At 69.5% G+C, this 26,994-nt stretch carries 26 protein-coding genes and 2 pseudogenes; 16 read left to right on the top strand and 12 right to left on the bottom strand.

Translation table 11 applies throughout. The features are described 5' to 3' along the window. Window positions 1-55: 55 nt before the first annotated feature. From dnaK to IEY87_RS29595, 6 genes are all read left to right on the top strand, one after another. Window positions 56-1,927 (top strand): molecular chaperone DnaK, encoded by a 1,872-nt coding sequence (dnaK, locus tag IEY87_RS29620; protein ID WP_189142107.1) that lies wholly within the window; start codon window positions 56-58, stop codon window positions 1,925-1,927. Beyond that, on the top strand, window positions 1,927-2,520 hold the full coding sequence (gene grpE / locus IEY87_RS29615) for a nucleotide exchange factor GrpE (RefSeq protein ID WP_189142106.1): 594 nt from the start codon (window positions 1,927-1,929) through the stop codon (window positions 2,518-2,520). Before dnaK ends, grpE begins: the two co-directional genes overlap by 1 nt. Window positions 2,521-2,539: 19 nt before the next feature. Continuing rightward, window positions 2,540-3,727, top strand: coding sequence for a molecular chaperone DnaJ (dnaJ, locus tag IEY87_RS29610; protein WP_189142105.1), 1,188 nt, complete (start codon window positions 2,540-2,542; stop codon window positions 3,725-3,727). Between the two features lie 3 nt (window positions 3,728-3,730). Continuing rightward, window positions 3,731-4,081, top strand: a complete 351-nt coding sequence (locus tag IEY87_RS29605; RefSeq protein WP_189142104.1) for a heat shock protein transcriptional repressor HspR — start codon at window positions 3,731-3,733, stop codon at window positions 4,079-4,081. Window positions 4,082-4,086: 5 nt separating this feature from the next. Then, entirely contained in the window at window positions 4,087-6,657 is a 2,571-nt protein-coding gene (clpB, locus tag IEY87_RS29600; RefSeq protein ID WP_189142103.1) for an ATP-dependent chaperone ClpB, read from the top strand. Window positions 6,658-6,906: 249 nt separating this feature from the next. Further along, window positions 6,907-7,563, top strand: a complete 657-nt coding sequence (locus IEY87_RS29595) for a hypothetical protein (RefSeq protein ID WP_189142102.1) — start codon at window positions 6,907-6,909, stop codon at window positions 7,561-7,563. A gap of 62 nt (window positions 7,564-7,625) precedes the next feature. Here the strand turns inward: IEY87_RS29595 and IEY87_RS29590 are convergent, their stop codons facing one another. Further along, complete coding sequence (locus IEY87_RS29590) at window positions 7,626-8,156, bottom strand: tetratricopeptide repeat protein (RefSeq protein WP_225277392.1); 531 nt, start codon at window positions 8,154-8,156, stop codon at window positions 7,626-7,628. 166 nt (window positions 8,157-8,322) lie between these two features. On the opposite strand from IEY87_RS29590, the gene IEY87_RS29585 reads away from it, so the two are divergent. Then, on the top strand, window positions 8,323-8,637 hold the full coding sequence (locus tag IEY87_RS29585; protein WP_189142101.1) for a hypothetical protein: 315 nt from the start codon (window positions 8,323-8,325) through the stop codon (window positions 8,635-8,637). Between the two features lie 160 nt (window positions 8,638-8,797). Here IEY87_RS29585 and IEY87_RS29580 read toward each other — a convergent pair whose 3' ends face one another. The 3 genes from IEY87_RS29580 to IEY87_RS29570 all read right to left on the bottom strand — a co-directional run bounded on the left by IEY87_RS29580 (window position 8,798) and on the right by IEY87_RS29570 (window position 12,296). Then, the gene (locus tag IEY87_RS29580; RefSeq protein WP_189142267.1) at window positions 8,798-9,367 is read right to left on the bottom strand and encodes a TetR/AcrR family transcriptional regulator; all 570 of its coding nucleotides are present in this window, start codon (window positions 9,365-9,367) and stop codon (window positions 8,798-8,800) included. Window positions 9,368-9,490: 123 nt separating this feature from the next. Next, the gene (locus IEY87_RS29575) at window positions 9,491-11,206 is read right to left on the bottom strand and encodes an SDR family oxidoreductase (protein ID WP_189142100.1); all 1,716 of its coding nucleotides are present in this window, start codon (window positions 11,204-11,206) and stop codon (window positions 9,491-9,493) included. Between the two features lie 25 nt (window positions 11,207-11,231). Continuing rightward, window positions 11,232-12,296, bottom strand: coding sequence for a CapA family protein (locus tag IEY87_RS29570; protein ID WP_189142099.1), 1,065 nt, complete (start codon window positions 12,294-12,296; stop codon window positions 11,232-11,234). Between the two features lie 237 nt (window positions 12,297-12,533). Here IEY87_RS29570 and IEY87_RS46050 point away from each other — a divergent pair. The 3 genes and pseudogenes from IEY87_RS46050 to IEY87_RS46045 all read left to right on the top strand — a co-directional run. Continuing rightward, window positions 12,534-12,647: pseudogene (locus IEY87_RS46050) on the top strand (hypothetical protein); the annotation flags it as partial. 82 nt (window positions 12,648-12,729) lie between these two features. Continuing rightward, window positions 12,730-13,236: pseudogene (locus IEY87_RS29560) on the top strand (catalase); the annotation flags it as partial. A gap of 143 nt (window positions 13,237-13,379) precedes the next feature. Continuing rightward, entirely contained in the window at window positions 13,380-14,036 is a 657-nt protein-coding gene (locus IEY87_RS46045) for a DUF6082 family protein (protein ID WP_225277445.1), read from the top strand. Between the two features lie 16 nt (window positions 14,037-14,052). Here the strand turns inward: IEY87_RS46045 and IEY87_RS46790 are convergent, their stop codons facing one another. Then, the gene (locus tag IEY87_RS46790; RefSeq protein WP_189142095.1) at window positions 14,053-14,274 is read right to left on the bottom strand and encodes a DUF397 domain-containing protein; all 222 of its coding nucleotides are present in this window, start codon (window positions 14,272-14,274) and stop codon (window positions 14,053-14,055) included. Window positions 14,275-14,329: 55 nt separating this feature from the next. After that, window positions 14,330-15,193, bottom strand: coding sequence for a helix-turn-helix domain-containing protein (locus IEY87_RS29540; protein WP_189142094.1), 864 nt, complete (start codon window positions 15,191-15,193; stop codon window positions 14,330-14,332). Window positions 15,194-16,040: 847 nt separating this feature from the next. On the opposite strand from IEY87_RS29540, the gene IEY87_RS29535 reads away from it, so the two are divergent. The 5 genes from IEY87_RS29535 to IEY87_RS29515 all read left to right on the top strand — a co-directional run bounded on the left by IEY87_RS29535 (window position 16,041) and on the right by IEY87_RS29515 (window position 21,381). Further along, window positions 16,041-16,688: a hypothetical protein gene (locus IEY87_RS29535; protein ID WP_189142093.1), complete on the top strand. Its 648-nt coding sequence runs from the start codon at window positions 16,041-16,043 to the stop codon at window positions 16,686-16,688. A 101-nt stretch (window positions 16,689-16,789) separates the two neighbouring features. Then, window positions 16,790-18,979, top strand: coding sequence for a molybdopterin-dependent oxidoreductase (locus IEY87_RS29530; RefSeq protein ID WP_189142092.1), 2,190 nt, complete (start codon window positions 16,790-16,792; stop codon window positions 18,977-18,979). A gap of 1 nt (window position 18,980) precedes the next feature. Beyond that, a complete protein-coding gene (locus tag IEY87_RS29525; protein WP_189142091.1) occupies window positions 18,981-19,592 on the top strand; it encodes an HD domain-containing protein in 612 nt (203 codons plus the stop codon). Window positions 19,593-19,712: 120 nt separating this feature from the next. Continuing rightward, a complete protein-coding gene (locus IEY87_RS29520) occupies window positions 19,713-20,534 on the top strand; it encodes a Rieske (2Fe-2S) protein (protein ID WP_189142090.1) in 822 nt (273 codons plus the stop codon). 28 nt (window positions 20,535-20,562) lie between these two features. After that, window positions 20,563-21,381, top strand: coding sequence for an NAD(P)H-binding protein (locus tag IEY87_RS29515; protein WP_189142089.1), 819 nt, complete (start codon window positions 20,563-20,565; stop codon window positions 21,379-21,381). Here the strand turns inward: IEY87_RS29515 and IEY87_RS29510 are convergent, their stop codons facing one another. The 4 genes from IEY87_RS29510 to IEY87_RS29495 all read right to left on the bottom strand — a co-directional run bounded on the left by IEY87_RS29510 (window position 21,382) and on the right by IEY87_RS29495 (window position 24,274). Further along, on the bottom strand, window positions 21,382-21,600 hold the full coding sequence (locus IEY87_RS29510) for a DUF8836 family protein (protein WP_189142088.1): 219 nt from the start codon (window positions 21,598-21,600) through the stop codon (window positions 21,382-21,384). It abuts the gene before it with no gap. 30 nt (window positions 21,601-21,630) lie between these two features. Further along, complete coding sequence (locus IEY87_RS29505) at window positions 21,631-22,386, bottom strand: sulfite exporter TauE/SafE family protein (protein ID WP_189142087.1); 756 nt, start codon at window positions 22,384-22,386, stop codon at window positions 21,631-21,633. Window positions 22,387-22,460: 74 nt separating this feature from the next. Next, entirely contained in the window at window positions 22,461-23,390 is a 930-nt protein-coding gene (locus IEY87_RS29500) for an SPFH domain-containing protein (protein ID WP_225277394.1), read from the bottom strand. Between the two features lie 95 nt (window positions 23,391-23,485). Further along, complete coding sequence (locus tag IEY87_RS29495; protein ID WP_189142086.1) at window positions 23,486-24,274, bottom strand: ABC transporter ATP-binding protein; 789 nt, start codon at window positions 24,272-24,274, stop codon at window positions 23,486-23,488. Window positions 24,275-24,344: 70 nt separating this feature from the next. On the opposite strand from IEY87_RS29495, the gene IEY87_RS29490 reads away from it, so the two are divergent. Continuing rightward, the gene (locus IEY87_RS29490; protein ID WP_189142085.1) at window positions 24,345-25,061 is read left to right on the top strand and encodes an Rv1486c family protein; all 717 of its coding nucleotides are present in this window, start codon (window positions 24,345-24,347) and stop codon (window positions 25,059-25,061) included. 90 nt (window positions 25,062-25,151) lie between these two features. On the opposite strand, the gene IEY87_RS29485 is transcribed toward IEY87_RS29490, so the two are convergent. Next, complete coding sequence (locus IEY87_RS29485; RefSeq protein ID WP_189142265.1) at window positions 25,152-25,772, bottom strand: response regulator; 621 nt, start codon at window positions 25,770-25,772, stop codon at window positions 25,152-25,154. Then, a complete protein-coding gene (locus tag IEY87_RS29480; protein ID WP_189142084.1) occupies window positions 25,769-26,890 on the bottom strand; it encodes a GAF domain-containing sensor histidine kinase in 1,122 nt (373 codons plus the stop codon). The genes IEY87_RS29485 and IEY87_RS29480 overlap by 4 nt, the downstream gene beginning before the upstream one ends. Window positions 26,891-26,994: the final 104 nt, after the last annotated feature.

Below are 26,994 nucleotides of genomic sequence, written 5' to 3'. Positions count from 1 at the left end.
CAGGCATTCGTACGTTGAGTCTGACCGACTCAACTTTGACTACAAGGACGTACTCATGGCACGTGCGGTAGGTATCGACCTTGGGACGACCAACTCCGTCGTCTCCATCCTCGAGGGCGGTGAGCCCACCGTCATCGCCAATGCGCAGGGCTCGCGGACCACGCCGTCCGTGGTCGCCTTCGCGAAGAACGGCGAGGTCCTGGTCGGTGAGGTCGCCAAGCGGCAGGCCGTCACCAACGTGGACCGGACGATCCGCTCGGTCAAGCGCGAGATGGGCACCGACTGGTCGCAGGAGATCGACGGCAAGAAGTTCTCGCCGCAGCAGATCAGCGCCTTCGTGCTGCAGAAGCTCAAGCAGGACGCCGAGGCCTATCTGGGCGAGAAGATCACCGACGCCGTGATCACCGTCCCGGCCTACTTCAACGACAGTCAGCGCCAGGCCACCAAGGAGGCCGGCACGATCGCGGGCCTCAACGTGCTCCGCATCATCAACGAGCCGACCGCGGCGGCCCTGGCCTACGGGCTCGACAAGGAGAAGGACCAGACGATCCTGGTCTTCGACCTCGGCGGCGGCACCTTCGACGTGTCCCTGCTCGATGTCGGCCAGGAGGACGGCCACGGCTTCGTGGAGGTCAAGGCCACCAGCGGCGACAACCACCTCGGTGGCGACGACTGGGACCAGCGGGTCGTCGACGAGCTGGTCAAGCGGTTCAAGAACGCCCACGGCGTGGACCTGTCCAAGGACAAGATGGCCCTTCAGCGCCTGCGTGAGGCGTCGGAGAAGGCCAAGATCGAGCTGTCCAGCCAGTCCGAGACCAACATCAACCTGCCCTACATCACGGCCTCCGCCGAGGGCCCGCTGCACCTCGACGAGAAGCTGACCCGGGCGGAGTTCCAGCGGCTGACCGCCGACCTGCTCGAGCGCGCCAAGGGCCCGTTCAACCAGGTCATCAAGGACGCCGGCATCAAGGTCACCGACATCGCGCACGTCGTGATGGTCGGCGGCTCGACCCGCATGCCCGCCGTCTCCGACCTCGTCAAGGAGCTGACCGGCGGCCAGGAGCCCAACAAGGGCGTCAACCCGGACGAGGTCGTCGCCATCGGCGCCGCCCTGCAGGCCGGTGTGCTCAAGGGTGAGGTCAAGGACGTCCTGCTGCTCGACGTGACCCCGCTGTCGCTGGGCATCGAGACCAAGGGCGGCATCTTCACCAAGATCATCGAGCGCAACACGACGATCCCGACCAAGCGCTCCGAGGTCTTCACCACGGCCGAGGACAACCAGCCGTCGGTGCAGATCCAGGTCTACCAGGGCGAGCGCGAGATCGCCTCGTACAACAAGAAGCTGGCCACCTTCGAGCTGACCGGCATCGCCCCGGCGCCGCGCGGCATCCCGCAGATCGAGGTCACCTTCGACATCGACGCCAACGGCATCGTCAACGTCTCCGCCAAGGACCTGGGCACGGGCAAGGAGCAGACGATGACGATCACCGGCGGCTCCGCGCTGCCGAAGGACGACATCGCGCGGATGATGCGCGAGGCCGAGTCCTACGCCGAGGAGGACAAGAAGCGCCGCGAGGAGGCCGAGGTCCGCAACAACGCCGACGGGCTCGCCTACCAGACGGAGAAGTTCCTCCGCGAGAACGACGACAAGGTGCCGGCCGACATCAAGACCGAGGTGACGGACGCGCTCGGCGAGCTGAAGAAGGCTCTTGAGGGCACCGACACCGACACGATCCGCACCTCGGCGGAGAAGCTCGCCACGGTCAGCCAGAAGATGGGCTCGGCCATCTACGCCCAGGGCCAGCAGGCCGGCGGCGGTGACGGCGCTCCCCAGGACGCCACGCCGGGCCAGGAGCAGAAGGCCGCGGACGACGACGTCGTCGAGGCCGAGATCGTCGATGAAGACCAGCCGAAGAAGGACCAGTGATGCCGCCGCGTGACAACGGACACGAGGAACCGGTGATCCGCGACAACCGCAAGATCGACCCGGAGACGGGCGAGGCACGGGTGCAGGGCGACGGCGGCGGTCCCGCCGTCGCGCCCGAGGCGCCCGCGCAGGTCGACGGCGAACTGTCCGCGCAGCTCGCCGAGCGGACCGCCGATCTGCAGCGTGTCCAGGCCGAATACACCAACTACCGCAGGCGCGTGGAGCGTGACCGGGTCGTCGTCCGCGAGCAGGCCATCGCGGGCGCCCTCACGGAACTGCTCCCGGTGCTCGACGACATCGGCAGGGCCCGCGATCACGGCGAGCTCACCGGTGGCTTCGCGAAGGTGGCAGAGTCGCTGGAAGCGGCGCTCACCAAGCTCGGGCTCAATACCTTCGGGCAGAAGGGCGATCCGTTCGACCCGGTGATCCACGAGGCGCTGATGCACAGCTACTCGCCGGATGTGACCGAGCCGACCGCGATCGAGGTGCTGCAGTCCGGTTACCGGATGGGTGAGCGGGTGCTGCGCCCGGCGCGGGTCGCCGTGGCAGAGCCTGGGGACGCCCCTTCGGCGTCCGACGAAGACGACAACTGACGAGCACGAAGGGCCGTAGATGAGCACCAAGGACTACCTGGAGAAGGACTACTACGCCGTCCTTGGTGTGCCCAAGTCAGCCACCGCCGAAGAGATCAAGAAGGCCTACCGCAAGCTGGCCAGGCAGTACCACCCCGACACCAACCAGGGTGACGTGACCAAGGAGACCAAGTTCAAAGAGGTCTCCGAGGCTTACGACGTCCTGTCCGACAGCAAGCGCCGCAAGGAGTACGACGAGGCGCGCACGCTGTTCGGGTCCGGGGTGGGCGGCCAGCGGCCGCCTGGCGGTGGCGGCTTCCCGTTCGACTTCGGGGACCTGTTCGGCGGCACCGCCGGACAGCCGCAGGGTGGTCAGGGCACCGGCGAGCGCTTCAGCGACCTGTTCGGCGGCCTGTTCAACCGGGGTGGCGGCGGCCCGACGCGCACCTCTGCCACGACCAGGCCGCGCCGCGGGCAGGACATCGAGTCCGAGGTCACGCTGTCGTTCCGGGAGGCCGTCGAGGGGTCCACCGTGTCCCTGCGGCTGACCAGCTCGGCGGCGTGCACCGCCTGCAGCGGGACGGGCGCCAAGGCCGGCACCACCCCGCGGGTCTGCCCGACCTGCGAGGGCACCGGGGCGGCCAGCCGCAACCTGGGCAACTTCGCCTTCTCCGAGCCCTGCCGCGACTGCAAAGGCCGCGGGCTGCTCGTGGACGACCCCTGCCCCATCTGCGAGGGCAGCGGCCGGGCCAAGAGCACCCGCACCATCCAGGCGCGCATCCCGGCCGGGGTGGCCGACGGGCAGCGGGTCAAGCTCAAGGCCAAGGGCGCACCGGGCGAGAACGGCGGCCCGGCGGGCGACCTCTACATCCAGACGCACGTCAAGCCGCACGCCGTGTTCGGCAGGATGGGCGACAACCTGACGGTGACCGTGCCCGTGACGTTCACCGAGGCCGCCCTCGGCGCCGAGATCAAGGTGCCGATCCTCAAGGGCATGCCGGTCACGCTGCGCATTCCCCCGGGCACGCCCAACGGGCGGACCTTCCGGGTGCGCGGCCGAGGGGTGACGCGCAAGGACGGCACCATGGGCGACCTGCTCGCCACGGTCGAGGTGGTCGTGCCGAAGACGCTGGATGACAAGTCACGCGAGCTCCTCAACGAGTTCAACACCGCTACCGCGGCCGAGGACCCGCGGGCTGATCTCATCCAGAGGGCCAGAAGCGAGTAGCCGATGGACGCCAACTATTTCGACCTGTCAGATGACACTCCCGTCTACGTGATCTCGGTGGCCGCGCAGTTGTCGGGGCTTCACCCGCAGACGTTGCGGCAGTATGACCGGCTCGGACTGGTCTGCCCCGGCCGCACGGCGGGGCGCGGCCGCCTCTATTCGACACGCGACATCATCCAGCTGCGCGAGGTGCAGCGGCTCTCCCAGGAGGAGGGCATCAACCTCGCCGGCATCAAGCGGATCCTCGAGCTGGAGAACGAGGCGCTGCGGCTGCGTGAGGAGGTTCACCGGCTGCGCGCCGAGATGCAGATGGTCAGGGCGCTGATCCGCTACGAGCTGCCACCGGGGGCCTAGAAAAGATGGACTACAAGCTCACCCAGAAGAGTCAAGAGGCGCTCTCGGGCGCCATGCGGCGCGCCGCCGCGGAGGGCAACCCGGAGATCGCTCCGGCGCACCTGCTGACGACCTTGCTCTCCCAGACGGGCGGCACCGCCGTCCCGCTGCTGGAAGTGGTCGGCGCCGACTGGCGCACGCTCCGGGCCAAGGCCGAGGAGCAGCTCGCGGCGCTGCCCAAGGCACAGGGTTCGACCGTGAGCGCGCCGTCGAGCTCCCGCCACCTGCTGACCGTGATGAACACCGCTGCCCAGCACGCCAACCGGCTGGAGGACCTCTACGTCTCCACCGAGCACCTGCTCGTGGGCCTGGCCGCCGACGGCGGCCCGGTCGCCGAGCTGCTCAAGTCGCACGGCGCGACCCCGCAGGCGCTGCTCGACGCCTTCGAGAAGGTACGCGGCCACGCCCGCGTCACCAGCGAGACCCCCGAGGACACCTACCAGGCGCTGCAGAAGTACGGCATCGACCTGACCGAGCAGGCCCGCAGCGGCCAGCTCGACCCGGTCATCGGCCGTGACTCCGAGATCCGGCGCGTGGTCCAGGTGCTCAGCCGCAGGACCAAGAACAACCCGGTGCTGATCGGCGAGCCCGGCGTCGGCAAGACGGCCGTCGTGGAGGGCCTGGCCCAGCGGATCGTGGCCGGTGACGTGCCCGAGTCGCTGCGCAACAAGCGGCTGATCGGGCTCGACCTGGGCGCGATGGTGGCGGGCGCCAAATACCGGGGCGAGTTCGAGGAGCGGCTCAAGGCCGTGCTGTCGGAGATCAAGGAGAGCGCCGGGCAGGTCGTCACGTTCATCGACGAGCTGCACACCGTCGTCGGCGCCGGAGCCGCCGAGGGCGCGATGGACGCGGGCAACATGCTCAAGCCGATGCTGGCCCGCGGCGAGTTGCGCATGATCGGCGCCACCACGCTCGACGAATACCGCGAGCGCATCGAGAAGGACCCGGCGCTCGAACGCCGCTTCCAGCAGGTCTACGTGGGCGAGCCCACGGTCGAGGACACGATCGCGATCCTGCGCGGGCTCAAGGGCCGCTACGAGGGCCACCACCAGGTGCAGATCTCCGACGGCGCGCTGGTGGCCGCCGCCGCCCTGTCCGACCGCTACATCACCAACCGCTTCCTGCCCGACAAGGCCATCGACTTGGTCGACGAGGCCGCCTCGCGGCTGCGCATGGAGATCGACTCCCGCCCGGTGGAGATCGACCAGCTGCAGCGCAACGTCGACCGGATGAAGATGGAGGAGCTGGCGCTGTCCAAGGAGACCGACGAGGCCTCCGTACAACGGCTCGAGCGGTTGCGCCAGGAGCTGGCCGACCGCCAGGAGGAGCTCAACGCCCTGGTCGGCCGCTGGGAGCACGAGAAGTCCGGGCTCAACAAGGTCGGCGAGCTGAAGAAGCAGCTCGACGACGCGCGCGGCGCGGCCGAGCGGGCGCAGCGCGACGGTGACTTCGAGAACGCCTCCCGGCTCATGTACGCCGAGGTGCCCCGGCTGGAGCAGGCGCTCAAGGCCGCCTCCGAGGCGGCGCCGGACGAGAACGCCATGGTGAAGGAGGAGGTCGGCGCCGACGACATCGCCGAGGTCATCTCCTCCTGGACCGGCATCCCGGCGGGCCGCCTGCTGGAGGCTGAGACGGCCAAACTGCTGCGGATGGAGGAGGAGCTGGGCAAGCGCCTCATCGGCCAGCAGCGGGCCGTACAGGCCGTCTCCGACGCCGTACGGCGCAGCCGCGCGGGCATCGCCGACCCCGACCGACCCACGGGCTCGTTCCTGTTCCTGGGCCCCACCGGCGTCGGCAAGACGGAGCTGGCCAAGGCGCTGGCGGAGTTCCTGTTCGACGACGAGCGGGCGATGACCCGGATCGACATGAGCGAGTACGCCGAGAAGCACAGCGTCGCCAGGCTCGTCGGCGCGCCTCCCGGCTACGTCGGCTACGAGGAGGGCGGCCAGCTCACCGAGACGGTCCGGCGGCGCCCGTACACCGTGGTGCTGCTCGACGAGGTGGAGAAGGCCCACCCGGAGGTCTTCGACGTGCTGCTGCAGGTGCTGGACGACGGCCGGCTCACCGACGGCCAGGGCCGCACGGTCGACTTCCGCAACACCATCCTGATCCTCACCTCCAACCTGGGCTCGCAGTTCCTCGTCGATCCCACGCTGGAGAGCGACGCCAAGCGCGAGGCCGTGATGGGCGCGGTGCGCAGCGCGTTCAAGCCGGAGTTCCTCAACCGGCTGGACGACGTCATCCTGTTCGACGCGCTCGGCTCCGAGGAGCTGACCAGGATCGTCGACCTCCAGATCGACCGGCTGGCGCGGCGGCTGGCCGAGCGCAGGCTGACGCTGGACGTCACGCCGGCGGCCCGCGAGTGGCTGGCCCTGACAGGCTACGACCCGCTGTACGGCGCGCGTCCGCTGCGGCGGCTGGTCCAGTCGGCCATCGGCGACAAGCTGGCCAAGGCGGTGCTCTCCGGCGCGGTCGTCGACGGTGACACGGTCCTGGTGGATCTCGGCGACGACGAGCTGGCGGTCCGGCGGGCCTGACCGCACCGAGAGCGCCCGCACCTCGGGAACGCCCTGACGCCAAGAGCGCCCGGAGGCCCGGTCGGCCTCCGGGCGCCGGCGTTTCACGCTCCGGTCATCCCCGCGCCGGGTCCTTAAGGTTCGCTCCAGGCTTAGGACAAGCCGCCTCACGAGGGTGGGGCCGCTGACTAACTTCAGCGTTCGTCAGATCACCGAGCACGATCAGGGGGACGTGAAGTGTCATCTCGGAGCATCCGAAGCATCCTTGCCATGATCACTCTGATGGCGGGGGTCACCTGGCTGGGAGCGAGCCCCGTGGCGGCGGACAGGTGCCGGACCAAGCCGGCGACCGTGAGCGCGGCGAAGACGGCGAGGCTCTGCGACGACCTCACCAAGATCCGTGTGGACGACGGCTCGATCGGCGGCAGCCGGCTCGTCACCTCGCAGACCGAGGAGCTGGCCACGAGCACCGCCAGGATGGCCGAGCGCATCGGCCTGAGCGGGCTGGCCTCCGCGCGGTCCGCGATGGGCCTGAAGGATCTGGGCGGCATCGCCGCGACCTCCAGCATGCCCGCGCTGCCGTCGAGCACCGCGGCCGAGCCCGGCCTGCCGAGCCTCGCCAAGCTTCCCGACGTCCCGGACCTGCCCGACCTGCCCAACGTCCCGGGCGTGTCCAACCTGCCCGTCGGGATGACCCTCGGCACCCTGCCCGACCCTGCCAAGGTGGCCGGGAAGGGCGTGCGCGGGCAGAACATGCCCGTCAACGAGATCAAGGACGAGCTCATCAACCGGACCCTGCCGCAGGTGCCCGGCACGGTGACCGGGCTCACCTCCGGCACCCGGCTGCCGGACGCGCAGGAGTCACTGGACGGCCTCACCGGCCTGGACGCCCTCACCGGGCTCCTGCCCGGCCTGGACCTGCCCTGAGTCCGTCACGGCAGGCGTCAGCCGCGTGGTGACAGGGCCGCACCCCTGTCACCACGCGCCGCTCAGGAGATCAGCGCGTCGAGCTCGTCCTCGGGCAGCCCCAGGTCGACCCTGATGCGATAGCGGGTGCGCAGCATGGCCAGGTGCTCAGGGTCGTCCTTGTCGCACGACAGAACGGCCTGAGTCACCCACTCATGCCCCGCGGGCAGGTCTCCATAGGCGACCAGCGTCTCGGCGATGCTGTGCGCGGTCATCGCCGAGACCTCGCCCTCGGCGCGGATGGTCTCGATGACCTGCCTCGCCTCGTCGTGCCGGTCCAGCTCAAAGAGCGTGTCGGCGATGCCGGCACGCGGATCGATGCCGGACTCGCCACCGTCCTCCAGCGCGCGCTGGAAGCACTCCAGCGCCCGCGCGGGCTGCCCGGCGGCTCTCCACTCCTCGGCGGCCTGCACCAGGATCGAAGCCCTGGAAACGTCGCCGGTGGAGTAGCCGAGCGCCACGTCGTACAGCCGTCTGGCCAACGAGCTGTGGTCGTCGGCCAGCAGCGCCTGCTCAAGCAGGCGATCAAGGTGCTCACGGGTCACATGCGCCACAACCTGGAGACTACCGAGCGCGGTGCGGTTTTGCCCCGTCAATACGCATCGCCGATACCGCGCGAGCATGGCAACGCGTTGTCCAAACCTGCTCACCGTCCGCTTATCCGCGCACGTCATCGGGCATATAACCGGTGCTCAGCGGCGGTGGGCGGGAGGGGCTGTGATGGGTGCGTCCAAGCAGATGGCCTTCGCACTGGCCTGTACGGTCGTCGCTTCGGCACTGATTCCCGGACTCGCCGGTTATGTCTTGGCCCGCCTGGAGGCCATCGAATCGGCCGAGCGGAGCCTGCGCGCCCTGGAGGCGAGGCTGGAGGCCCGCGAGGCGAGGGGGGTCCGGACGGTGTCGCTCCCGATCCGCTGCCTGCGCCCGCCCGGCGCGCCGAAGCAGCTGCAGCGGCAGCCCCCGGCCGCGGCGCTCCAACCGGACGAGCGCCGGACCGCGAGACCGGCCGAGCGGGCGCCCGGACGACCCGAATAAGCCGGATGAGCCGGATGAGCCGGATGAGCCGGATGAGCCGGATGAGCCGGATGAGCCGGATGAGCCGGATGAGCCGGATGAGCCGGATGAGCCCAGGACGACCAGCTCGCCGCCGGATCCGCTCGGAACGACCAGCTCGCCGCCGGACCCCTCGGGATGGCTAACCCGCCTGTGGGGTCCAGGACTTGAGCTGGCGGGCCAGGAAGCCGCGCACGAGCTGCTTGGCCGCGTCGACGATCTCCGGTGAGCCGTCCGGATCGTGGCGGAAGGCCAGCTTGAGCACCGCGTCCCCGGCCTCCACGGCCACCAGCACCGCCACGTCCAGCTCATGGCTGTCGGCCAGGCCGTACTCACTCAGCAGCAGGCCGCGCAGCCGTCCGGCGATCACGGCGTTGTTGTCGGAGTCGGAGTCGAGCAGGTTGAGGTCGACGGCGTCACCGAAGTGCAGGCTCTTGAAGCCGGGCACGGTGCGGTGCATGTCGACGTACTCGTCGATGATCGCGTCGACGGCCTCCCACCACCCCGCGTAGTCCTCCTCCATGAACCTGCGCCCGACCCTGGAGACGAACTGCTCGACGTTGCGCCTGGTCAGCTCCTGGGTGATGGCACGTTTGTCCGGGAAGAACTGGTAGACCGAGCCGATCGCGACGCCGGCTCGGCCCGCGATGCGCGTGGTGGACAGCGACTCGTAGCCGATCTCGTCGAGGAGCTCGGCGCAGGCGTCGAGCATCTTTTCGACGCGGCGGGCGCTGCGGCGCTGTGTGGGCTGGCGCCGCAGCGGTTTGGGCTGCGCACAGATCTGTTCAACTTGCGGCGAGGACACGGCCCCATCTTCCCCCCACAAGCCCGATCGTTACCTGCGAATGCGTGGATTTCCCGGGAAGGTGGCCAACCTGGCCATGCCGCGCACCGCCGCGGGCGAGATCCTGGACAGCGCGTAGCCGATCTTCCCTTCGAAGTTGATCGGCACGACGGCCTCGTTGCGGTGCACGGCGCGCAGGATGTGCGCGGCGACGCGCTCCGGCGGGTAGCCGCGCCGCCGCAGCGCCTCCTCCGACAGCTCGCGGGAGGCGGCGCCCACGTACGTGGCGTTACGGGCGATGGAGGTGGACACGAAGCCGGGGCAGATGGCGCTCACCCCGATCCCGTGGCCGGCGAGCTCGGCCCTGAGGCAGTCGCTGAGCATCTTCACCCCCGCCTTGGCCACCGAGTAGGCGGGCAGGATCCGCGACGGGGTGAACGCGCCCAGGGAGGCGATGTTCACGATGTGGCCGCCCTCGCCGCGCTCGACCATCTGCGCGGCGAAGAGCCGGCAGCCGTGGATCACGCCCCACAGGTTCACGTCGATGCTCTTGCGCCAGTCCTCCAGGGAGTGGTCGAGGAAGCCTCCGGCGACCACGGTCCCGGCGTTGTTCACCACGATGTCCGGCACTCCGTACCGGGACCGGACATGTCCCGCGAACTCCTCCATCTGTACGGCATCGGCGACGTCGAGCCGCGCGGCGTGTGCCGTACCTCTCAGGTCCTTGGCGATGTCGTCGGCGGCTCGGCGGGCCGCGGCGGGGTCGAGGTCGGCGCAGACCACCTCCGCCCCGTGCGCGGCGAAGGCGCGCGCGGTGGCGCGGCCGATGCCGCTGCCCGCCCCGGTGACCACGACCAGCCTGCCGGTGAACGCCTTACGGCCCTGTGTGACCTTCGCGGTACGCAAACCCCTCGCCGCCTCTCCACCCTCGATGTGCTCGGCGAACTCGCCGATCATTCTGGCGATCAGGTCAGGCGCGCCGCGCTGCGCCCAGTGCCCGGCGTCGGCCGTGCGGCGCCAGAGCCGAGCCACGCCCCGCGCCTGCGCGCGCAGCAGCGCGGGGGTGACGAACGGGTCGCGCAGGCACTCGATGAGCTGTACGGGCACGTCCACGCACGGGTCGCCCCGCGCGGTGAGCGAGTTGGCGCGGTAGAGCTGGACGCCGTGGCTCGCGTCGTCGCGGAGGGTGTCCGCCGGGTGCCCGGGTCGCGGCTCCAGCCCTTCGGCGACCCGCAGCGTCCGCTCGAAGATCCCCGGCAGGACCGTGCGCCAGGCCAGCTCGGGCAGGACGGGGAGCTGGAAGGCGCCGATGTACCAGGACCTGGCGAGCTGCGCGGCGACCTCGCGCCGCCTGCCGTGCCGCAGGAAGTGACCGAACTGGCCCGGTCCCGGGCCGCCGAAGCAGGTGAAGGAGGCGACGCGTTCGCGGATGCCCGGCCTGGCCACCGCGGCCCAGCCCTGGATCGCACCCCAGTCGTGGCCCACCAGGTGGACCTGGGGCTTGCCGACCGCCGCCAGCACGGCGGCCAGGTCGGCGGTCAGCCGGTCCAGGCGGTAGCGGTGGCGGCCGCGCGGCGCGGTGGAGGCGCCGGCGCCGCGCACGTCGTAGCGGACGACGTGGAAGCGGTCACGCAGCCGGCGCGCCACCTCGTCCCAGACGCGGTGGGTGTCCGGATAGCCGTGCACGAGCACGACGGTGGGATCGGCCGGGTCGCCCTCCTCGAACACGGCCAGCCGTACGTAGTCCCCGGACTCGACCCAGCGCATCGAACCTCCCCATGGACGATCACGCTCAGCGGCGGGCGGTCAGTCCCGTGCAGGAGCGCAGTGCCTTCCAGTCCGCGACGGCCTGGGGCCGCGCGGGGCCGGTCATCGGCACCGGCAGGCCGCCCTGGATGGTCGCCGGCGTCCAGGTGTCCTTGAGCACCTTGCGGCCGTTGATGGTGAGCGTCAGCACCCCGGTCCGTCCGGTGGTCGCCGGGTTGGAGTTGTAGAAGACGAAGTTGCCCAGGCCGTAGTGGACGTAGGCGTTGTCGAGGTACCCACCGCCGAGGAGGATATGCGCGTGCCCGCCGACCACCACGTCGGCGCCGGCCTTGACCAGTTTGGGGGCGAGGGAGAGCTGGGCCTGGTTCGGGCACTTCTGCAGTTCGGTGCCCCAGTGCAGGTGCACGATCACGGTGTCGGAGTTCTTGCGTGCCTTGCGCACCTCCTGGATGAGACGCGCCTCGTTCTTGGCCGAGGCCAGCCCGCCCTGGGCGGAGGTGGCTGTCCAGGCCTGGATGAACTCGCTGTCCATCACCTGGGTCGCGCCGATGATCGACACCCGGTTCCCGTTCACGACCTTCCGGTACGGCTTGTACGCCTGGGCCTCGTTCGCGCCGATGCCCACCACGGGGAACTTGGCCTTCTTACCGGCGGCTAAGGAGTCGGCCAGGCCGGTCTGCATGTAGTCCATGCCGTGGTTGTTGGCCATCGACACCACGTCCACCCCGGCGGCCTTGAGCGCGGTCAACGCGCTGGCCGGCGCCCGGAAGGTGAACTGCTTGCCGGGGGCCGGGGTGCCGCCGGTGGTGATCGCGGTCTCCAGGTTCACCATCGTCAGGTCCGCCTTGCGCAGCACGCCGGCGATCGGCCCGAGCGCCGTACGCGGGTCGGCGAGCTTGGGGCGGAGCATCCCCTCGAAATGCACGTCCCCGCCGAAGGAGATCGTGTACGGCTGCCGCTTGACGGCGGTGGGGGTGGCCTTGGCCGCGCCGGCCTGCTGTTTCCGTTCGGGGGGCGGAGGTTCGTTGGCCGAGCAGGCGATGACGGAGGCGGCGACGGCCAGCACCGCCAGGGCACGGGGGAGTTTCATCGGTCGCCATTTCAGCTCGAGTCACACTTTCAGGGACCGAGCATGCCATGTACGACCGATCGCTGTCTGTCCCCCTATGTCGGTCCAGCTCGCCGGAGGTAGTGGTGCATAGAGTAGATAAGTTCGTAAACTTAAATAATTCAGGTTAAAGGCATAGATTGACTCCCATGGGAGACGCTGACCTGCGCCGTCATACCGGACCGCGGGTCTCCGGGACGTGTGCCCGAGCTGTCAAAGATGAGGATCGCGACTATGACCAACAGGCCCGTCACCACCGACGATTCGGGCGTTCCCGCCCCGAGTGACGACCACTCGCTCTCCGTCGGCCTGAACGGCCCCCTGCTCCTTCAGGATCACTACCTGATCCAGAAGATGGCGCACTTCAACCGCGAGCGCGTTCCCGAGCGCGCCGCCGCGGACTACCGGTTTCGAGCCTTCGAACATGGTGCCGGGCATCGGCCCGTCCCCGGACAAGATGCTCCAGGGCCGGCTGTTCTCCTACCCCGACGCCCACCGCTACCGCGTCGGCCCGAACTACCTGCAGCTGCCGATCAACCAGCCGAAGTCACCCGTCAACAGCTACAACGTCGACGGCCCGATGACCTTCACCAACCCGCAGGACCCGCTCTACTCCCCCAACAGCTTCGGCGGCCCCACGGCCGACCCGACGCTGTACGAGGGCGAGCACTACCACGTCACGGGCGAGCTCCTGCGCGCCTCGGCGAGCAGGCACGCCGAAGACGACGACCACGTCCAGCCGCGCGCCCGGTGGGAGAACATCCTGTCGGACACCGACCGCGCCCACATGATCAGCAACATCGTCGGCCACGCCTCGGCCCCCGAGGTGACGGACGCCATGAAGAAGCGGGTCGTGGAGTACTGGACCAACATCCACAAGGACCTCGGCCACGGCGTCAGCCAGGGCCTCGCCCTTTCCTGACCCCTCGGGACGACGGCCCGGTTTCCCATGTTCTGGGAACACGGGCCCGTTTCTCGTGTCACTGTGAGCCTATGACTCATCGGCCTTCGCGTGGGGCCATGCGTTTCTTGGCCACGCTTCCCATTGTGTTCGGAATAGGTTGCGTGGTCGTCGCGACCGCGCTTTCGCCGCTGTTGCTCGAATTCTGGGTAGATCCGACTGGCTCACGCTGGCAGGATTTGAGTGATATCGGGGAGACCTACGGAGTGGCTTCGGCCGTTCTCTCTGCCTTCGCGCTCATGGCCATCGGGTCATCGCTTTTCCTGCAGGCGAGAGAGGCGCGGTTCACACGCAGGGAAGCCGAGCGGATGCAGCATTTTCAGCTGTTGCAACTCCAGATCGAGCAGCCTGTTCTGCACAGATCTTTCGGCGCCTTCGGAACGGCCCTCGATCCGCGAGTGCATCTCTATCTCAACCTCGTCCTGTCCTACTGGGAGATGCTGTACGAAGTCGGCGAATTGCCCGAGGACGCGCTCGTCGAATATGCCCGTGTGGATTTCTTCGACACCGATCCGGGCAGGCGGTTCTGGGATCAGACGCGAGAGCACCGGCACACGGTGGCGAAGACGCGCAGCGCCGTACGCTTCGTGGCGGCGATCGATCGCGCGTATGCGTTGAGCCTGATGGAGGAGCCGGTGCAGGACGTCACGGCCGCGCACCCGGCGTCCCGGCGTACCGCGATGTTCACCACAGCGATGATCGCGGCGGCGTTGCTCGGCTGGCTTCTCGGCAGTAAAAGGCCCCGCAAGTCATGCCGGTGATTTGCGGGGCCGTTCGCTAAAGGCTGGTGGTGAGCGCGGTCAGGTCGAACTCGCCCTCGCGGACCCCGGCGGTGAAGGCGGCCCATTCCTCCGGGGTGAACACGAGCACGGGTGCGTCCTGCTCCTTACTGTCCCTCAGCGCGACACTTCCGTTTGCCAGCGGGGCAACCTCGACGCAAGTCGCTGCGCCATTGCAGAAGCTGCTCTTCTGCCAAGCCGCTGTGGTGTCGATATCCATTTTCTCCCCAAATGGGTAAAGGGGCGTCATTGCCCCTTGTTGTGCTTGTGATGGTTCAGCGCTGCCATAGCATGGCTTTACGCTGGATAAGGACACGTGATTCATCCTCGTCCAGCGCTTCTGACCGCATATGGTCATAGGCGGTCTCATACCCTGCTACCCGTTCGAGATCTTCGACGAAGTCAGCAGTGTACAACTGCTCGAGGTATACAACATCATCGAATGCCGCAAACTTCAGATGGATGAACGCACCAGTGTTAACCGGATGAAGTGCGTCCAAAGTCAACACCTGGACGCTGACGTGCGGCAGGAGAGAAACCTCCAGGAGATGCTCCATCTGCGCGCGCATCACCGAGGGCTCGCCGAAGCGGCGCATGAGCGCCGACTCCTCCAGCACCACGGTCAACCGAGACGGATCGGCTCTGTGCAGGACACGCCGCTGCCGATCGAGGCGTGCCTCGACACGGCTGCGGACGCCGCTGTGAGTGATCCGGGCGATGCCGCGGGTCGCAAGGATGACCTCCCGCGCATAGTCCTCGGTCTGCAGAAGGCCGGGCACGACCTGGGGTTCCCAGTTGCGCTGGAATGTGGCCTCCGCCTCCAGCCCGAGGAATCTTGTGTACTCCCCGGGCAGGGTGTCTTCGTAATCTTCCCACCACCCGCGCTGGTCCGCGTCACGCAACAGTCCGAAGAGTTCGTCAAGTTTGTCACTGTCGATGCGATAAAGGGTGCCCATCGCCTGAATGTCGTCGGCGACCGGCATGGTCTTGGCCGCTTCGATCCTGCTGATCTTGCTGGGCGACCAGCCGAGCTCGTTGGCGGCCTTGGCGCCTGTCAGCTGGCGTCGCTCACGCAGGAGGCGCAACTCCTGGCCGAGCCTGAGCCTGCGGACAGTGGGGCTGCCCTGCTTCGATGGCACCGTCGACCTCTCCTTGCCGGAAATGGAGGTGTAGCCGGAAGGGATCGTTTCGAGCCCGAGGTTTTGGGCCGTTCACCCAATCTTACACTGCAACTTGCACGAGGTCTTGCCAGAAGGCTGCCACGGAGAGAGCGTAGGGGGCAAGCGGGGTCCACGCACACTACTCCGGGGGCGCAGTAGTTGCGTGCAACTTGCATGTAGACATGCTCCGCAAGGGCATGGACAACATGTTAAGAAAACATAATCTTTCTTGCGCAAGGTATTGCAGCACAGATGACCACGGAGGACGATCGACATTAAGAAGGCACGGGGGAACGAAACGGCCGGACGATGACACGGCCCTTGACACCGAACCTTCTGCCCATCATCGCGAGCGGCCACTCGGGCCGCCACACCGGCAACGTCGCCGTCCCGGATTCGCAGGACTACCCCAGGGAGGCCACCTGCCGGAAGGATTTCTCACCCAGCTGAAGAACCACCGCGACCGTCGCTCGTTCGAGCACCTGAAAACCGAACCGAGACCGACCACCGCTCGTCGCGTCAAGGGCTGCCACCCTGCGACGAAAGCGGCCATCGGTCTGCAGTCCGGCGAAAGAAGCCACCTCGAATAATGCCGCGAAAGGGGTCTTCTATGTACTCACAAGGTACCAAGAGACTCAGTCGAATCAAGTCCTGGATCCAGGATCTCATCGCTCGCGCTGACCGGGACATCTGTCTGGAACCCGACGAGTTCGCCTGCCGTAGGGGCTGGACCGTGACGCGCGCCGGCTTCGGCGCCCGCCGCTACCGTGACCCACGCTTCGACCAGCTCAAGCTCGGTCGCCGAGTGGCCGAGGAGGTGTCCTGAGTGCCGCGGAACCCACGCAACCAGATGTACCCGGCCAACGAGGACCTGCCCGCCGCCGGCCGTTCGGGGCTGATCGTCCGGCTGTGGCGGATCCGTACGGAATTACTGCTGGTGGCGGGGCTCGCCCTGTTCGCCGTGACCTTGCTGGGCGCGACCCTGGAGGGCCGCTGGCTGCCGTTCATCCTGCTGAGCAGCGCGATCTCGGCGCCGGCCGCGACCAGGACGGGCCGCAACTGGGTCATGGCGCACGTGTGGTGCGTGATCTCCAGGCACCGGCTGCAGCGGGTCTGCCTCGAGACCACGATGCACACCAGGGCCGGCCGGATCCCGCTGGTGTTGTGGATCACACCGACCCGCACGGGCGAGAAGGCACTGATCCTGACGAGGGCCGGTATCAGCGCCGAGGAGTTCGACGCCTACAGCGAGGAGATCGCCGCCGCCTGCTGGGCCAGGAACTCCCTGGTCTTCCGGCATCACCGGCGGGCCAACCTGGTGATCGTGGAGATCGTCAGGCGGGACGAGGTCGCCGGAGCCGTCTCTCCCGGGCTGGACCGGCTCTACGGCAGGCGGGCCTGGGTCGCGCTCCGGTCCGATCTCGAAGAACCGCCTGATCTGCGCGGGACTCTGGTCCTGTCCCACCTGGGCTGAGCGCTTTCCGTGCGAGCCCCGGAGACCGCGGGGGCTCCGGGGCTTCCCCCTGCGGGCCGTACGGTTCAAGATGAGTTCCTCTGGCGAACTCAGGAGTGGTGATGTCCTCGACCGTCCACAGAACCTGCCCGCTGTGCGAGGCCGTCTGCGGCCTGACCCTGACCCTCGACGACGGCGGGCACGTGACGAGCGTGCGGGGCGACAAGGAGGACCCGTTCAGCAAGGGCTTCATCTGCCCCAAGGGCGCGAGTCTCGGCAAGCTGGACGAGGACCCCGACCGGCTGAGCGGGCCGCTGGTCAGGGAGGGCGACCTGTGGCGGGAGGTCGGCTGGGACGAGGCATTCGCCGCCGTCGAGCGAGGGCTCGGCCAGGTCGTGGCCCGGCACGGCCGCCAGTCGACCGGCATCTACCTGGGCAACCCGAGCGCGCACACGATGGCGGGCGCGCTGTACGGCGCGCCCCTGATCAGGGCGCTGGGCACCCGCAACGTCTTCTCCGCGAGCACCGCCGACCAGATGCCCAAGCATGTGGCCAGCGGGCTGATGTTCGGCCATCCGCTGACCATCGCGGTGCCCGACCTGGACCGCACCGACTTCCTGCTGATGCTGGGCGCCAACCCGCTGGAGTCCAACGGCTCGCTCTGCACCGCCCCCGACTTCCCCGGCAGGCTCAAGGCGCTGCGCGCCCGGGGCGGCAAGCTGGTCGTCGTCGATCCGCGCCGCACCAGGACCGCGAACCTGGCCGACGAGCACCTGTTCGTCCGGCCCGGCACGGACGCCTATCTGCTGTTCGGCCTCGTGCACACGCTGTTCGCCGAGGAGCTGACCCGCCTGTCCGGCCCGGTCAACGGGCTCGACCAGGTGCGCGAGGCGGCCAAGCACTTCCCGCCTGACGTGGTGGCCCGCCGCACGGGCGTGCCCGCGCAGGTGATCGTACGACTGGCGCGCGAGCTCGCGGGAGCCAGGACGGCGGCCGTCTACGCCAGGATCGGCACCTGTACGGCCGAGTTCGGCACACTGGCCCAGTGGCTGGTGGACGTGCTGAACGTGCTCACCGGCAACCTCGACCGGCCGGGCGGGGCCATGTTCCCCATGCCCGCCACCGAGTCAGCCGGGCGGCGCAGGCCGTACACGGTGGGGCGGTGGAGGAGCCGGGTGCGGGGGCTGCCGGAGGCGAACGGCGAGCTGCCCGTGGCGACGTTCGCCGACGAGATCGAGACGCCCGGCGACGGGCAGATCAGGTTCCTGGTCACGGTGGCGGGCAACCCGGTGCTGTCGGCGCCGCACGGGGACCGGCTGGGCCGGGCGCTTTCGGGGCTCGACTTCATGGTGAGCGTGGACCCGTACCTGAACGAGACCACCAAGCACGCCCACGTGATCCTGCCGCCGCCGCGGGTGCTGCAGGCGGGTCACTACGACTTCGCGCTGCTCGGGTTCGCGGTGCGCAACTACGCCCGCTACTCGCCGCCGGCGCTGCCGCTGGACGGGCAGCCGTCCGAGGCGCAGATCCTGGCGCGGCTGACCCTGATCGCCTCCGGGCTGGACGGGGACCTGGACGAGTTCCTGATCGGGCAACTGCTCGGCAAGGCCGTGGAGACGCCCGGCTCCGGCGTCGAAGGGCGCGACGCGGCCGAGCTGCGCGCGGCGCTCGACGGGCGCACGGGCGCGGAGCTGCGGCTCGACCTCATGCTCCGGCTCGGCCCCTACGGCGAGTGGGCCGGCCGGGGCGACCTGTCGCTGCGCAAGCTGCTCGACCACCCGCACGGCCTCGACCTGGGACCGCTGCGGCCACGGCTGCCCGAGGTGCTGCGGACCGCCTCGGGGTTGGTCGAGCTGGCGCCGCCGCAGATCGTCGAGGACGTGGAGCGGCTGCGGGCCCGGCTGGAGGAGGAGCCGCCGGAGGTCGTGCTGATCGGGCGGCGGCACCTGCGCTCCAACAACAGCTGGATGCACAACGTGGGCGCGCTGGTCAGCGGCAGCAACACGTGCACGCTGCAGATCCACCCGGCCGACGTGGCCCGGTTCGGGCTGGCCGGCGAGGCCGTGGTCCGCTCGGCCACGGGCGAGCTCACGGTGCCGTTGGAGCCGACCGACACGATCATGCCCGGCGTGGTGAGCCTGCCGCACGGGTGGGGGCACGCGGGCAGCGCGCAGGCGGTGGCGGCCGCGCATCCGGGGGTCAGCGCCAACGCGCTCACCGACGAGTCGGCCATCGACATACCGTCCGGTAACGCAGTGTTCAACGGAGTTCCGGTGAGTATTTCGCCAACCGGTATGATCACCGCACAATAAGGTGTCGCGCGTGACCATCGTGCCGGATAAGTCCTCCCTGACCGCCCAGATCGCCTTCGCCGTCGAGATCGACAAGTTGAAGCGGATCATCCGCCGCAACCTCCTGATGGACGGTTCGCGGCGGGAGAACGACGCAGAGCACTCCTGGTACGCGGCCACGCTGGCCATGGTGCTGGGCGAGCACGCCCCACCGGGGACCGACATCCAGCACGTGATCGCCATGCTGCTCGTGCACGACCTGGTGGAGATCGACGCGGGCGACACCTTCATCTACGACCCCGTCGCGGTGGCCGCGCAGGCCGAGACCGAGCGGGCCGCCGCCGACCGGATCTTCGCGATCCTGCCCGCGGAGCAGGCCGCGCGGCTGCGGGCGCTCTGGGACGAGTTCGAGGCCCGCGAGACGGATGAGGCCAGGTTCGCCAAGGCGATCGATCGGTTCGCGCCGATTCTGGCCAATCATCACACCGAGGGCGGCACCTGGCCGCTGTTCAAGGTGTCGGCGGCGCAGGTCAGGGAGAAGGTCCAGATCATCGCGGCAGGCTCACCCACCCTGGGCGCCTACGCCCGCGAACTGGTCGAGTCGTCGGTGGCCAGCGGACACCTGCCCGAGTGACCCCCGTATCGCTGGGGTAGGGGACTCGTCGTGAAAGAGACAGTTCGGGCGAGACGTCGGCACTTGCGGCGTTTCGTGGGGCCGGTTGACCTGACTGACCGGCTCGAAAGGACCCCGTCCATGGACAGGCCGATCCTGGGGCTGGCCAAGGCCGTGCGCGCACGTATCCGCCCGGGTCTCCTGCGGGATGTGCTGCACGGCGTGCCGACCGGCAAACCTCTGCACCCGCCGCTGGCCGGGGTCACCCTTGGCTGCTGGATGTCCGCCGCCCTGCTCGACCTGGCCAAAGCCGATCCCCGAGCCGTCCGGGTGCTGGTGGCCACCGGGATCATGACCTCTCTGCCCACCGCCGCGGCCGGGCTGACCGACTGGTCGTCGCTGCACCGCGAACAGCAGCGCGTGGGCTTCGTCCACATGCTGTCCAACGTGGCCGCGCTCGGCCTGTTCTCCGCGTCGCTGGTGGCCCGGGTGCGGGGCCGCGAGCGCACCGGCCGCACGCTGTCCTATGCCGGGCTCACGGCGGTCGGGGTGGGCGGCTACCTGGGCGGGCATCTGGCCTACCGGCTGGCCGCGGGGGCCAACCACGCTCCCCCGGTGTCCCACCTGGTGCCGCTGGGCTGGCACGACCTGTGCCTGTACAAGGACCTGCCGGAGGGCCGGGCGGTCTCGCGGCGGCTGGGCTATCTCCAGCTGTTCGTGCTGCGGCACAACGAGGGCGTGACCGTGCTCGTCGACCGGTGCCCGCACCTGTCCGGGCCGCTCCACCAGGGCAGGCTGGTCATGGAGAACGGCGAGCCGTGCGTGATCTGCCCCTGGCACGGCAGCACCTTCAGGCTGGAGGACGGCTCGGTGAAGCACGGGCCCGCCACCGCTCCTGCTCCCACCTTCGAGACCCGGATCCGGCGGGACGGCACGATCCAGGTACGGCCGAGCTTGACCTGAACCTTTGTTGAGGTTCTACGGTCGCAGCATGAGCGGAATCCTTATTACCGGCGCGACCGGAAATGTCGGCAAGCATCTGGTGACCACCCTCGCCGACGGGGGTGTCCCCGTCCGCGCCCTGGTGCGCGACCCCGGCCGGGCCGCACTCCCCCAGGGCGTCGAGGTCGTTCAGGGCGACCTCACCCTGCCCGAGACCCTGGCGCCGGCGCTGGCGGACGTCGAGACCGTGTTCCTGCTGTGGCCCGGCTTCGAGGCGCGGGCCGCGCAGCCGGTGATCGATCTGATCGCCGAGCGGGCCCGCAGGATCGTCTACCTGTCGGCCCACGTTCCCGACGGGACCTTCCACTCCGAGATCGAGCGGTCCATCCAGCGCTCCGGCCTGACCTGGACGTTCCTGCGGCCGGGCGGGTTCGCGACCAACACCCTGGGCTGGGCCGAGCAGATCAGGCAGGGAGTCGTACGGTGGCCGTACGGGCGGGCTTCCAGGGCGCTGATCCACGAGAAGGACATCGCGGACGTGGCGGTGCACGTGCTGACCTCGGCCGGGCACGGCGGGGCGGCGTACTCGCTGAGCGGGCCCGAGAGGCTGACCCAGGCGGAGCAGGTGGCCGTCATCGGCGAGGCGGCCGGGCGCGCGGTCCGCTGGGAGGACCAGTCGCCGGAGGAGGCGCGGGAGCAGTTGCTGGCGGCCTGGGGTGACGCCTCGTTCGTGGACGCGGCGCTGGCGGCCTGGGGAGCGTTCGTGGACGCGCCCGAGGAGGTCACCGACACGGTGGAGAAGCTGCTCGGCAGGCCGGCGCGGACCTTCCGTGCGTGGGCGCGGGACCACGCGGCCGACTTCCGCTGATCACTTCTCGTCGGCGGGGTGCTCCACCAGGGCGAGGATGCGGCTCGACATGAAGCGGGCGGTGCGGATGGCCGTGCCGCTGCGGGTGACCTCGCTCACCTCGACCAGCCCTCGCCGGGTGGCCACCTCGACGCGGCGGCCCGCGCGGGTGGCTATGACCTCGTAGGTGCGCGGGGTGCCACCCGCGTCGATGACGATCTCCACCCGATCACCCTTCATGTACGGATTTATACCCACAAAGGTCGGAATTTAGCCGTACACCAGTACGAAAATCGCCACGAGGCCCACCGTCACGATGACGCCCCGCAGCGCCGGCGCGGGGATGCGGCGGCCGATCTTGGCGCCCAGGAAGCCGCCCAGCATCGCGCCCACCGCGACCGCGAGCACCGCCCACCAGTCGACCTCGGCGATCAGCAGGAACAGCACGGCCGCCGTCGCGTTCACCAGCAGCGACAGCACGTTCTTGGCGGCGTTCACCCGCTGCAAGCCGTCGTCGAGGAAGGCGCCGATCAGGCCGATGAGCAGCACGCCCTGGGCGGCGCCGAAATACCCGCCGTAGACCCCCGCCCCGAAGACCCCCAGCCACAGCGCCGCGCCTCCGTGCGGATGCGGCTGCCCGCGCCTGGCCGCGAGCCACCCGTTCAGCCTGGGCTGGATCAGGACCAGGACGCAGGCCAGGCCGATGAGCACCGGCACGACCACCTGGAAGACGTCCGGGTCGAGATAAAGCAGGAGGATGCCGCCGATCAGCGACCCCAGCACCGAGCCCACGCCCAGCCGCACCAGCCGATCGCGCTGCCCCCGCAGCTCGACCCGGTACCCGTAGGCGCCCGTGACCGAGCCCGGCACCAGGCCGATGTTGTTGGAGACGTTGGCCACCACGGGGTCGATGCCCACGGCCACCAAGGTCGGGAAGGTGATCAGCGACCCTGACCCGACGACCGCGTTGATCGCCCCGGCCGCCAGCCCCGCCGCGCACACGGCGAGCGCCTCCCAGACCGTCACCCTGCCCCCTTGATGTCCCCGGTATCGCTAGCCGAGCTTAGAGGGGGTGCGTTTATCCTGACGCACGGGGCCGGTCAGACCTCCGGGGGGCTCTGGGGCTTGTCATGAGCGAAGAGGCCGCCGAGGTTCTCCAGCACCTTGCCCATCTCAGACGGCACGATCCACAGCTTGTTGGCATCGCCTTTGGCGATCTCCGGCAGCGTCTGAAGGTACTGGTAGGCCAGCAGGTGCTGGTCGGGCTTGCCCTCGTGGATGGCCTTGAAGACCATGCCGATCGCGTCCGCCTGCCCCTTGGCCCGCATGGCCTGGGCTTCGGCGTCGGCCTGGGCGCGCAGGACCGACGCCTCCGCGTCGCCGCGGGCCCGTAACACGGCCGCCCGCTGCTCCCCCTCTGCCTCCAGGATCGCCGCCTGCCGACGGCCCTCGGCGGTGAGGATGGCGGCCCGCTTGTCCCGGTCGGCGCGCATCTGCTTCTCCATCGAGTCCTGGATGGAGGACGGCGGGTCGATGGCCTTGAGCTCCACCCGGTTGACCCGGATGCCCCACTTTCCGGTGGCCTCGTCCAGGGTGCCGCGCAGCTCGGTGTTGATGTCCTCGCGGGAGGTGAGCGTGCGTTCCAGGTCCATGCCGCCGACGACGTTGCGCAGCGTGGTGACGGTGAGCTGCTCGACACCGAGGAGGAAGTTGGCGATCTCGTAGGTGGCGGCCTTGGGGTTGGTCACCTGGAAATAAATGACGGTGTCGATCGAGACGACCAGGTTGTCGGAGGTGATCACCGGTTGCGGCGGGAAGGACACGACCTGCTCGCGCAGGTCGATCAGCTCCTTGATCCGGTCCACGAACGGGACCACCAGGTTCAGCCCGGGAGTCAGCGTGCGGTGATAGCGGCCGAGCCGCTCGATGATCGCCGCCGTGGCCTGCGGGATGATGCGAATCGTCCGCGCCACGCCGAAACCCACCGCCGCGACCACGACGAGGGCGACGATGAGCTGCTCCACGGTCATGGCGACGCTCCGAAGTGGACTTGTCCCGACTTCGTGAATGATATTTGGTTTGTACGTTCAGCGGCCGTAATAGAGCGATCTAGTACGGTCTTGCGCTAGTACGGTCTGGCGTACCAGCGGCCTTCGGCACTGCGGTCCAGCGTCAACGGCACCCCGAACGTCTGCGACAGGCTGTCGGCCGTCAGCACGTGCTCGATCGGCCCCTGGTCGACGATCGCGCCGTGCCGCAGCAGCAGCGCGTGCGTGAACCCGATCGGCACCTCCTCCACGTGATGCGTCACCAGCACCAGCGCGGGCGAACGATAGTCGCCGGCGAGCACGGCCAGCCGCCGCACGAGGTCCTCACGGCCGCCCACGTCGAGCCCGGCCGCGGGCTCGTCGAGCAGCAGCACCTCGGGATCGGGCATGAGCGCCCTGGCGATCTGCACCCGCTTGCGCTCCCCCTCCGACAGCGAGCCGAACCGCCGCCGGATCAGATGCGCGGCGCCCATCATGTCGATGAGCTCGACCGCACGGGTCACGTCGTTGGAGTCGTACTCCTCGGTCCACCTGCCCAGCAGCGCGTAGGAGGCGGTCAGCACCAGATCGATGACCTTCTCGTCCGCCGGGACACGCTCGGCCAGCGCGGAGCTCGCCAGCCCGATGCGCGGCCGCAGGTCGAACACGTCCGCCTGCCCCACCCGCTCCCCGAGCACCTCGATGATCCCGTCACTGGCGAACAGCATCGTGGCCGCCAACTGCATCAGCGTCGTCTTGCCCGCCCCGTTGGGGCCGAGGATGACCCACCGCTCGTCCTCGTTGACCGTCCAGTCGATGCCACGAAGCAGGGTCGCCCCATCGCGCCTGAACGCGACATCCTGGAACCGCAGCACCTGACCACCCATTCCTCGTTCCCCCCTTAGGAGTAACCCACGGGGACAAACCTATTGCAGGGCGAGCGCATATCGTGGATCGGTGCGCCCTCAATCGCCTGTCTGCCCCGCGCTCGTCGCCTGGGGCAACGCCTGGCTCGCCGGTCACGTCGGTCTCGACGAGGCGGCTGACCACGTGGAAGCCGTCGCCGGACCCACTGTCGTGGGCCAGGTGCCGTTGCGTAAATACCTTGCCAACCTCCGTGTCGACGGGCTGGGTGAGCTCCGGCTCGCGCTGCCGGCGCCCGGCGACCCTCTGGGGCTGTCCGGGCCCGCGGAGTTCAACTCGGCCGCGGTCGACGCCGGGCAGGCCGCCATCGCCGTGCTGTCCGACAGGTGCCTCGGGCTGGTGCCCTCGGCGGACCTGCGCGGGTCGTCCTACGTGGGCGTACGGCTGGACGTGCAGGAGACGGGCCCCGTACGCCTGGATCTGCCTTCGGTGGCCGAGGCGGAGCGGGAGCTGTCGGACGCGGTGCGGTCGGCGACGGACGCGCTGGCGTCCGTGGACGGCCCCGCGCAGAGCCGCCCCGACGACCTGGGCCGCGGCGGCGAGCTCGCACCCGGCTACCCGGCGCGGGCGCACCGGGTCTCCGCCCTGGCCACGCGACTGGGCGCGGTGTTGCGCCTGGTCGAAGAGCGCGGCCTCACCTCAGGACAGATCGCCACGCGGGGCGCGGTGCTGCGCGAACTCGACCGCGCGGTCCGACGCGCCGTCGTAGCCGCCCACCACGCCATCTTCGAGCCCCTACGCAACCCGTAGCCCCACCCAGGCCGATCCGCCGCGCAACGCGTAGAGGTCAGACCAGGCTGTGCTGGACGGCACAGCCCGAGCCGCCGCCCAACCAGTAGGTCAGACCAGGCCGTGGCGGACGGCGTAGAGGGCGGCCTGGGTGCGGTCCTGGACGCCGAGTTTCATCAGCACGTTGGAGACGTGGGTCTTGACCGTCTTCTCGGCCACGGTCAGATTCCTGGCGATCTCCCGGTTGGAACACCCCGCCGCGATCAGCGCGAGCACCTCCCGCTCCCGGTCGGTCAGTGACGTGGCCGTGAGGCCGTCGCCGCCGTGGCCGTCGGCCAGCATCGCCTCGGCCGCCTCCGGCGCGAGCAGCACCTGTCCCTCGTGCACGGCGCGCACGCCCTGCACCAGCGCGGACGGGTCCACGTCCTTATAGAGGAAGCCGGCCGCGCCGGCCCGTATCGCCGGCGCCACGTCCGCCCGGTCGCTCACCGAGGTCAGCACGACCACCCGAGTGGCCGTGCCGGCCAGCCGGCCCAGCGTGGCCAGGCCGTCGAGCACCGGCATCTTGAGGTCGAGCAGCAGCACGTCCGGCCTGAGCCGCTCGACCAGCTCGACGGCCTCCGCGCCGTCGCCCGCCTCGCCGACGACCGAGATGTCCTCCTGCAGATCCAGGAACGTACGCAAACCCTGCCGCACCACCGGATGGTCGTCGGCGATCAGCACCCGGATCACCCGCACCCGCTTACCTCCACCCGCACGGTCGTCCCCTGCCCCGGGGCCGAGCTCACCGTCATGACCCCGCCAACGGACTCCGCCCGGTCCCGCATCGACACCAGCCCCAGACCTCGCGTCCCGCCCTGCTCGAAGCCGACGCCGTCGTCCTGGACGGTCAGCGACAACCTGCCACTCTCGTACGCCAGCCGCACCGACACCTGCTCGGCGCCGGAGTGCCTGAGCGCGTTGTGCAGCGACTCCTGCGCCACCCTCAGCACCGCCACCTCCACCGCGGAGTCCATCGGCGGCAGCTCCCCGGCCTCGAAGGCGACCAGCGAGGGATGCAGGCGGTCGAGCATCCGCACATGCTTGCGCAGGGTCTCGGCCAGGCCGTGCCGGTCCAGCTCGGCCGGCCGCAGCTCGACGATCACCGCGCGCAGCTCGGACAGCGCCTCACCGGCCAGCCGCTGCACCCGCTCCAGCTCGACCGCGGCCTGGTCCGGGGCGCTGTCGAGCATGACGGCGGCGGACCGCGCGGTCAGCCTGAGCGAGAAGAGCTTCTGGGTGACGGCGTCGTGCAGCTCGCGGGCCATCCGGTTGCGCTCCTCCAGCATGGCGAGCTCGCGGCCGCGTTCGTAAAGCCTGGCGTTGGTCAGCGCGATGGCGGCGTGCGCGGCGAAGAGCGTCAGCAGGTCCTCGTCGTCCTTGGTGAAGCCGCCGGGCGTGCTCTTGTTGGCCAGGAAGATGATGCCGAGCACCTGGCCGCCGTCGAGGATCGGGACGCCGAGGAAGTCCTTCATCACCGGATGGGCCTTGGGCCACCACTCGAACCTCGGATCCTCGCGCAGGTCGGGCAGCCGGACCGGGGTCCCCTCGCGGAGCATCGCGCCGAGCATGCCATGCTGCCGCGGCAGCGGGCCGATCGCGTCCCACTGCTTGTCGGTGATGCCCTCGGCGACGAACTCGGCGAAGGAGCCCTCCTCGTCGGGCACGCCGAGCGCGGCGTAGCGGGCGTCCAGCAGCCGCTGCGCCGAGCGGACGATGACCTGCAGCACCTCGCGCACCGACAGGTGGCGCGTGACGGCGAGGACGGCGGAGCTCACCGCCTGCAGGATCTCGGCTCGTTCAGCAGGCACGGCCCCACTCTATGGTCCCGCTCCGACGTTCTACGGTCCCGGTACGACGCGGCCAGACCCCTGCCCCTGGTACGACGCGCCCGGACTCCCGGTCCCGGTACGAC

Origin of the sequence: Nonomuraea glycinis (assembly GCF_014646515.1) — a bacterium.
Classification (GTDB): Bacteria; Actinomycetota; Actinomycetes; order Streptosporangiales; family Streptosporangiaceae; genus Nonomuraea; species Nonomuraea glycinis.
Note: the sequence above shows the minus strand (reverse complement) of the source record. Positions and strands in the feature narration are given on the sequence as shown.

Bases quoted from the DNA above. Each gene is read 5' to 3' on its own strand.
- dnaK (WP_189142107.1), top strand. From the start codon at position 56: ATGGCACGTGCGGTAGGTATCGACCTTGGGACGACCAACTCCGTCGTC.
- grpE (WP_189142106.1), top strand. From the start codon at position 1,927: ATGCCGCCGCGTGACAACGGACACGAGGAACCGGTGATCCGCGACAAC.
- dnaJ (WP_189142105.1), top strand. From the start codon at position 2,540: ATGAGCACCAAGGACTACCTGGAGAAGGACTACTACGCCGTCCTTGGT.
- IEY87_RS29605 (WP_189142104.1), top strand. From the start codon at position 3,731: ATGGACGCCAACTATTTCGACCTGTCAGATGACACTCCCGTCTACGTG.
- clpB (WP_189142103.1), top strand. From the start codon at position 4,087: ATGGACTACAAGCTCACCCAGAAGAGTCAAGAGGCGCTCTCGGGCGCC.
- IEY87_RS29595 (WP_189142102.1), top strand. From the start codon at position 6,907: ATGATCACTCTGATGGCGGGGGTCACCTGGCTGGGAGCGAGCCCCGTG.
- IEY87_RS29585 (WP_189142101.1), top strand. From the start codon at position 8,323: ATGGGTGCGTCCAAGCAGATGGCCTTCGCACTGGCCTGTACGGTCGTC.
- IEY87_RS29580 (WP_189142267.1), bottom strand. From the start codon at position 9,367: ATGCTCGACGCCTGCGCCGAGCTCCTCGACGAGATCGGCTACGAGTCG.
- IEY87_RS29575 (WP_189142100.1), bottom strand. From the start codon at position 11,206: ATGCGCTGGGTCGAGTCCGGGGACTACGTACGGCTGGCCGTGTTCGAG.
- IEY87_RS29570 (WP_189142099.1), bottom strand. From the start codon at position 12,296: ATGAAACTCCCCCGTGCCCTGGCGGTGCTGGCCGTCGCCGCCTCCGTC.
- IEY87_RS46790 (WP_189142095.1), bottom strand. From the start codon at position 14,274: ATGGATATCGACACCACAGCGGCTTGGCAGAAGAGCAGCTTCTGCAAT.
- IEY87_RS29530 (WP_189142092.1), top strand. From the start codon at position 16,790: ATGTCCTCGACCGTCCACAGAACCTGCCCGCTGTGCGAGGCCGTCTGC.
- IEY87_RS29520 (WP_189142090.1), top strand. From the start codon at position 19,713: ATGGACAGGCCGATCCTGGGGCTGGCCAAGGCCGTGCGCGCACGTATC.
- IEY87_RS29515 (WP_189142089.1), top strand. From the start codon at position 20,563: ATGAGCGGAATCCTTATTACCGGCGCGACCGGAAATGTCGGCAAGCAT.
- IEY87_RS29510 (WP_189142088.1), bottom strand. From the start codon at position 21,600: ATGAAGGGTGATCGGGTGGAGATCGTCATCGACGCGGGTGGCACCCCG.
- IEY87_RS29500 (WP_225277394.1), bottom strand. From the start codon at position 23,390: ATGACCGTGGAGCAGCTCATCGTCGCCCTCGTCGTGGTCGCGGCGGTG.
- IEY87_RS29495 (WP_189142086.1), bottom strand. From the start codon at position 24,274: ATGGGTGGTCAGGTGCTGCGGTTCCAGGATGTCGCGTTCAGGCGCGAT.